The organism is Angustibacter peucedani (assembly GCF_054779595.1).
The window spans coordinates 26,482-33,100 of sequence record NZ_BAAGXY010000071.1; the positions used below are offsets into that span (position 1 = coordinate 26,482).

A 6,619-nucleotide genomic window follows, 5' to 3' on the forward strand; every position below is an offset into this window, starting at 1 on the left:
TCGAGTCGCTAGGTTCTGAACCCGACCCCGGGGGAACGCTGGGGCGCTCCGTCCGACCTCGAGGTGACCACCGTGGCCCTGCCGCCCCTGACCCCGGAGCAGCGCCAGGCTGCGCTCGAGAAGGCTGCCGCGGCACGCCGTGAGCGGGCGGCCGTCAAGAGCCGCCTGAAGCACGCCCAGGGCTCGCTGTCCGACGTCATCCGCGACGGCCAGAGCAACGACGTCATCGGCAAGATGAAGGTCTCGGCCCTGCTCGAGGCGATGCCGGGCGTGGGCAAGGTGCGCGCCCGCCAGATCATGGACGAGCTCGCGATCTCCGAGAGCCGCCGCGTGCGCGGGCTCGGCGCCAAGCAGGCCTCCGCCCTCGTGGCCCGCTTCTCGACCGGGTCGTGAGCCGCCGCCGTCTGACCGTCCTCGCCGGCCCCACCGCGGTGGGCAAGGGCACCGTGTCCGCCTACGTCCGCGAGGCCTACCCGCAGGTCTGGCTCTCGGTGTCGGCCACCACCCGGCCGGCCCGGCCGGGCGAGGTCGACGGCGTCCACTACCACTTCGTCGACGACGCGGCCTTCGACGCGATGGTGTCGGACGGCGAGCTGCTGGAGTGGGCGATCGTGCACGGCCGGCACCGCTACGGCACCCCGCGCGGCCCGGTCGAGCGGGCGCTCGACGAGGGCCGGGCCGCGCTGCTCGAGATCGACCTGCAGGGGGCCCGGCAGGTGCGGCAGACCATGCCGGAGGCCCGGTTCGTTTTCCTCGCCCCCCCGACCTGGGAGGAGCTGGTGCGCCGCCTGGTGGGCCGCGGCACCGAGTCCGAGGAGGAGCGCGAGCGGCGGCTGACCACCGCGCGCGAGGAGCTCGCGGCCGAGTCCGAGTTCGACGTGACGATCGTCAACGACGACGTCGAGCGGGCCAGCGCGGCGCTCGTGCAGCAGATGGGGCTGGCCGTCTGACACAATGGTGGACGGATCCACCTGTTCGACGACGAAACGAGACGCTCAGTGTCCGGCACCATCGCCACGCCCGAAGGCATCACGAACCCGCCGATCGACGACCTGCTCAAGGCTGCCGACTCCAAGTACGCCCTGGTCATCTACGGCGCCAAGCGCGCCCGGCAGATCAACGCGTACTACTCCCAGCTCGGCGAGGGCCTGCTCGAGTACGTCGGCCCGCTGGTCGAGACGCACGTGCACGAGAAGCCGCTCAGCATCGCGCTGCGCGAGATCAACGACGGCCTGCTGACCTCCGAGCCCGTCGAGGCCTGAACTGAGCCCGGACGCCGCGACCGAGGCCGGCGGCAGCCACCGCGCCGGCCCGCCGCGCGTCGTCCTGGGCGTCGGCGGCGGCATCGCGGCCTACAAGGTCGCGAGCCTGCTGCGCCTGCTCACCGAGAGCGGGCACGACGTGCGCGTCGTCCCGACCCGCTCCGCCCTGGAGTTCGTCGGCGCCCCCACGTGGGCCGCGCTGTCCGGACACCCCGTCCACGCCGACGTGTGGGACGACGTCCACGAGGTGCCGCACGTGCGGCTCGGTCGCGAGGCCGACCTCGTCGTCGTGGCCCCGGCCACGGCCGACCTGCTGGCCCGTGCCGCGCACGGCCTGGCCGACGACCTGCTGACCAACACGCTGCTCACCGCGCGGTGCCCGGTGCTGATGGCCCCGGCGATGCACACCGAGATGTGGGAGCACCCGGCCACGCAGGCCAACGTGGCGACCCTGCGCGAGCGCGGCGTCACGGTGCTCGACCCGGCGTCCGGTCGCCTGACCGGTGCCGACACGGGTCCCGGCCGCCTGCCCGAGCCGGACGAGATCGCCGCCGCCTGCGCCGACCTGCTGCACGCCGGTCGCGGCGTGCACCGCGACCTGGACGGCCGCACGGTGCTGGTGAGCGCCGGCGGCACCCGCGAGCCGCTCGACCCGGTGCGCTACCTGGGCAACCGCTCGTCCGGCAAGCAGGGCTACGCCGTCGCCCGCGTGGCCGCCGCCCGCGGCGCCGAGGTGGTGCTGGTGAGCACCGCCTCGCTGCCCGACCCGGCCGGCGTGCGCGTCGTGCGGGTCGAGACCGCCGAGGAGCTGCGCACCGCGGTGCTGGCCGAGGCGAAGGAGGCGGACGTCGTCGTGATGGCCGCCGCGGTCGCCGACTTCCGCCCCGCCGAGGTGGTCGACCACAAGATCAAGAAGGACGACGGCGACGGCGCCCCCGACCTCGCCCTGGTCCGCAACCCCGACGTGCTGGCCGAGCTCTCGGCCCACCGCGCGCGCCCCGGGCAGGTGGTCGTGGGCTTCGCGGCCGAGACCGGCGACATGACCGGCGACGTCGTCAGCCACGGCCGGGCCAAGCTGGCCCGCAAGGGCTGCGACCTGCTCGTCGTCAACGAGGTGGGCGTCGGCAAGACCTTCGGCGCCGACACCAACGCGGCGGTGGTCCTCGACCGGGACGGGGGCGAGCGCGAGGTCCCCGAGGGGTCGAAGGCCGCGCTGGCCGCCGTCCTGTGCGACCTGGTCGTGGAACGGCTCGCCTCCACCCCCCGGTAGACTCGCCGCCGTCCCCGCCAGCAGCCGCTGCACCCCGAGGAGAACCTGTGCCGTCGCTCCGCTTGTTCACGTCCGAGTCCGTCACCGAGGGCCACCCGGACAAGATCTGCGACCAGATCAGCGACTCCGTCCTGGACGCCATGCTCGCCGAGGACCCCGCCAGCCGGGTGGCCGTCGAGACGATGGTGACCACGGGCCTCGTGCACGTGGCGGGCGAGGTCACGACGTCGTCCTACGTCGACATCCCGCGGATCGTGCGCGACACCGTGCTGCGGATCGGCTACGACTCCTCGACCAAGGGCTTCGACGGCAACTCGTGCGGCGTCGAGGTGTCGATCGGCGCGCAGTCGCCCGACATCGCGCAGGGCGTCGACGACGCCTACGAGCGCCGGGCCGAGGGCGGGGTCGACCCCCTCGACGCGCAGGGCGCCGGCGACCAGGGCCTGATGTTCGGCTACGCCTGCGACGACACCTCCGAGCTCATGCCGCTGCCGGTGTTCCTGGCCCACCGCCTGGCCGAGCAGCTCACCGCCGTCCGCAAGAGCGGCGACCTCGCCTACCTGCGACCGGACGGCAAGACCCAGGTCACCATCGGCTACGAGGGCGACCGCGCCGTCCGCCTCGACACCGTGGTGCTCTCGACCCAGCACGCGGCCGACATCTCGCTCGACGGCATGCTCAGCCCGGACGTCGAGCAGCACGTCGTCAAGCCGGTGCTCGCGCAGCTGGACGTCGACCTCGACACCTCGGCCACCCGGCTGCTGGTCAACCCCACCGGCCGGTTCGAGATCGGCGGCCCGATGGGCGACGCCGGCCTGACCGGGCGCAAGATCATCGTCGACACCTACGGCGGCATGGCCCGCCACGGCGGCGGCGCCTTCAGCGGCAAGGACCCCTCGAAGGTCGACCGCTCGGCCGCCTACGCCATGCGCTGGGTGGCCAAGAACGTCGTGGCGGCCGGGCTGGCCCGCCGGTGCGAGGTGCAGGTGGCCTACGCGATCGGCAAGGCGCACCCGGTGGGCCTGTACGTCGAGACGTTCGGCACCGAGAGCGTCGATCCCGGCCGGATCACCGAGGCGATCCAGCAGGTCTTCGACCTGCGGCCGGCCGCGATCATCCGCGACCTCGACCTGCTGCGGCCGATCTACGCCCGCACCGCCGCGTACGGCCACTTCGGCCGCACGGACGACGACGGCTTCACCTGGGAGCGCACCGACCGCGTCGACGCGCTCCGCTCCGCCGCCGGCGCCTGACCCCGCCGCCGCTGCCTAGTTGATCACGTAGTGTAGGGCTAGACGTGCTCTCCAAGGGCTGCAGCCCTTCGATAGCACGTCTAACCCTTGGCAAGCTGGTCGCGCCGGTGCTCCGGGACTCCGGGCCGCACGGGCTGGTCGTCCCCGGCGCCTGACCCCGGCGCGCGGCGGCGCGGGCGTCAGCCCAGGTCCGGGACGACGATCTGCTGCAGCGCCCAGGTGTTGCCGTCCGGGTCGCTGAAGTAGACGAAGCGCCCCCACGGCTGGTCGTCGACCTCGCTGACCTCGATCCCGCGCTCCAGCAGGGTGCTGCGGGCGACGTCCGCGTCGGCGACCACCATCTGCAGCCCCTGCTGCGAGCCGGGCGCCATCTCGGTCAGGCCGAGCCCGATGCAGATCGAGCAGGCCGACCCGGGTGGGGTCAGCTGGACGAACCGCAGCCCCTCGTGGACGGTCGCGTCGTGGTCGGCGACGAAGCCGGCCCGCACGTAGAACTCCTTGGCCCGGTCGACGTCGGTGACGGGGACGGGGACGAGCTCGAGCTTCATCTGCAGCGTGCCGGTCATGGTGGTTCTCCTCGCTCGGGTTCCTGGTGCTGACCACGCTACGAGTGGATGCGGTCAGTTCCTGGCCGCAATCAGAACTAGTCTGGCGGCATGTCGACCAGCGCCCGCATGCTGCAGCTACTCTCGCTGCTGCAGACCCACCGCTACTGGCCGGGCGGCGAGCTGGCTGGTCGGCTGGAGGTCAGCCCGCGCACCCTGCGGCGCGACGTCGAGCGGCTGCGCGACCTCGGCTATCCGGTCGACGCCGACCGCGGCGTGGGCGGGGGCTACCAGCTGCGGGCCGGCGCCGCCCTGCCACCGATGCTGCTGGACGCCGACGAGGCCGTGGCCATCGCCGTGGCCCTGCGGACGGCGGCCGGGGCGTCCGTCGCGGGCATCGAGGACGCCGCCATCGGGGCGCTCGCCAAGATCGTGCAGGTCATGCCGCCCGCGTTGCGCCGCCGCGTCGACGCGCTGCACGAGTACACCGTGCCTTCGCCCACGAGCGGGCCGGTCGTCGACGCCGGCGACCTCACCGTTCTCGCGCAGGCCTGCCGCGACGGCGAGCGGGTGCGCATGACGTACCGCGCGCGCGAGCGCGACCCCGGCGAGCGCGTGGTCGAGCCGCACCGGCTCGTCGCGCTCGGGCGCCGCTGGTACCTCGTGGCGTGGGACACCGAGCGGGCCGACTGGCGCACGTTCCGGCTCGACCGGCTGGCCGACGCCCGCCCGACCGGCGCCCGGTTCCGGCCGCGCGAGGTCCCGGGCGGCGACGCGGGCGAGTTCGTCCGCACCTCGATCGGCTCGCGCCCGCGGCACGAGGTGCGCCTGCGCGTGCAGGCACCGGCCGAGGCGGTGCAGGCGGCCGTGCGCGGCTGGGGCCGGGCCGAGCCGCTGGACGACGCCACCAGCCACCTGCACGTCGACGCCGACTCCTTCGACTGGGTCGTGCTGCTGGTCAGCCTCGTCGGCGCGGACGTCGAGGTCGAGCACCCGCCCGAGCTGCGCGCGGTGCTGCGGGCGACCGGCGAACGGCTGGTGCGGGCCGCCGCCGCGGGGACCGCTGTGGACGACGGTCGACGGGGTGACGGCGCCGTCGGGTAGGAATGGGCCCGTGACGACGGACGACGGAGGCGCGGGCCCCGCGGCGGAGGCGCACGGGCAGCTCGAGCTCGTGCCGGCCGCCGTGCGCTCGGCCGCCCGCCGACGTCCGGCCAAGCCGCCGCCCGGGCTCGCGGCGGTCGACCCGGTGGCCGAGGTCGTGGTCGACGTCCCGCTGGCGCACCTCGACCGCCGGTTCGAGTACGCCGTGCCCGAACCGATGAGCGGCGACGCCGTGCCGGGCGCCCGGGTCAAGGTGCGGTTCGCCGGGCAGGACCGCGACGGCTTCGTCGTGGCCCGCAAGGCCGAGGCCGAGCACAGCGGCCGGCTCGCGCCGCTGCGCCGGGTGGTCTCGCCCGAGCCCGTGCTCACGCCACAGCTGTTGCGGCTGGCGCGCGCGGTCGCCGACCGGTGGGCCGGGCCGCTGGGCGACGTGCTGCGGCTGGCCGTGCCCTCCCGGCACGCGCAGGCCGAGCAGGAGGAGCCGCCGCCCGCCCCGCCCACCCCGCGCCGTCCGGACGCCGGTCCGTGGGCCGCGTACGGCGGTGGCCCAGCGTTCCTCGACCACGTGGCATCGGGCGCCGCCCCGCGCGCCGCCTGGACCGCCACGCCGTCGGCAGCCGACCCGGCAGGGGACTGGCCGCACGCCCTCGCCGTGGCGGTGCTCACCGCCCTGAGCGCCGGCCGGGGCGCCCTCGTCGTGCTGCCCGACGCCCGCGACGTCGCGCGCGTCGACGCGGCGCTGACCGATCTCGACCCGGACGCCGGGCACGTGGTGCTCACCGCCGACCTCGGCCCGAAGGTGCGGTACCGCGCGTGGCTGCGCGCTCTGCGGGGCCAGGCGCGCGCCGTCGTCGGCACCCGCGCCGCGATGTTCGCGCCGGTGCACGACCTCGGACTGGTGGCGTGCTGGGACGACGGCGACGACCTGCACGCCGAGCCGCACGCCCCGTACCCGCACGTGCGCGAGGTGCTGGCCCTGCGCTCGGAGCAGGACGGCGCGGCGGCGCTGCTCGGCGGCTTCGTGCGCACGGCCGAGGTCGAGCGCATGGTCGAGACCGGCTGGGCCCGCCCGATCGTCGGCGCGGCGCGCGACGTCCGCCGCGGGGCGCCGCGCGTGCTGCTGTCGGGCGAGGGGGTCGAGCCCGAGCGCGACCCGGCGGCGGCGTCGGCCCGGCTGCCCTCGCT

8 protein-coding genes are annotated in these 6,619 nt (G+C 75.1%); 7 read left to right on the forward strand and 1 reads right to left on the reverse strand.

Going from position 1 to position 6,619, the window contains the following annotated elements:
- Positions 1 to 72 precede the first annotated feature (72 nt).
- Genes mihF through metK form a run of 5 tightly spaced genes read left to right on the forward strand, consistent with a single transcriptional unit; the run spans position 73 to position 3,785 of the window.
- Positions 73 to 393: an integration host factor, actinobacterial type gene (gene mihF / locus ACYVJ4_RS13140; RefSeq protein ID WP_460460582.1), complete on the forward strand. Its 321-nt coding sequence runs from the start codon at positions 73 to 75 to the stop codon at positions 391 to 393.
- Entirely contained in the window at positions 390 to 950 is a 561-nt protein-coding gene (gene gmk / locus ACYVJ4_RS13145) for a guanylate kinase (RefSeq protein ID WP_460460583.1), read from the forward strand. Before mihF ends, gmk begins: the two co-directional genes overlap by 4 nt.
- Positions 951 to 998: 48 nt before the next feature.
- Complete coding sequence (gene rpoZ, locus ACYVJ4_RS13150) at positions 999 to 1,262, forward strand: DNA-directed RNA polymerase subunit omega (protein ID WP_460460584.1); 264 nt, start codon at positions 999 to 1,001, stop codon at positions 1,260 to 1,262.
- A 1-nt stretch (position 1,263) separates the two neighbouring features.
- On the forward strand, positions 1,264 to 2,532 hold the full coding sequence (gene coaBC / locus ACYVJ4_RS13155; protein WP_460460588.1) for a bifunctional phosphopantothenoylcysteine decarboxylase/phosphopantothenate--cysteine ligase CoaBC: 1,269 nt from the start codon (positions 1,264 to 1,266) through the stop codon (positions 2,530 to 2,532).
- A 47-nt stretch (positions 2,533 to 2,579) separates the two neighbouring features.
- Positions 2,580 to 3,785, forward strand: a complete 1,206-nt coding sequence (gene metK / locus ACYVJ4_RS13160) for a methionine adenosyltransferase (protein ID WP_460460585.1) — start codon at positions 2,580 to 2,582, stop codon at positions 3,783 to 3,785.
- 179 nt (positions 3,786 to 3,964) lie between these two features.
- On the opposite strand, the gene ACYVJ4_RS13165 is transcribed toward metK, so the two are convergent.
- Complete coding sequence (locus ACYVJ4_RS13165; RefSeq protein WP_460460589.1) at positions 3,965 to 4,339, reverse strand: VOC family protein; 375 nt, start codon at positions 4,337 to 4,339, stop codon at positions 3,965 to 3,967.
- Positions 4,340 to 4,441: 102 nt separating this feature from the next.
- Here ACYVJ4_RS13165 and ACYVJ4_RS13170 point away from each other — a divergent pair, with 102 nt between their 5' ends.
- Both ACYVJ4_RS13170 and ACYVJ4_RS13175 read left to right on the forward strand, forming a co-directional pair.
- Entirely contained in the window at positions 4,442 to 5,434 is a 993-nt protein-coding gene (locus tag ACYVJ4_RS13170; RefSeq protein WP_460460586.1) for a helix-turn-helix transcriptional regulator, read from the forward strand.
- A gap of 10 nt (positions 5,435 to 5,444) precedes the next feature.
- A partial coding sequence (locus ACYVJ4_RS13175) for a primosomal protein N' family DNA-binding protein (protein ID WP_460460587.1) occupies positions 5,445 to 6,619 on the forward strand: 1,175 nt, incomplete at its 3' end.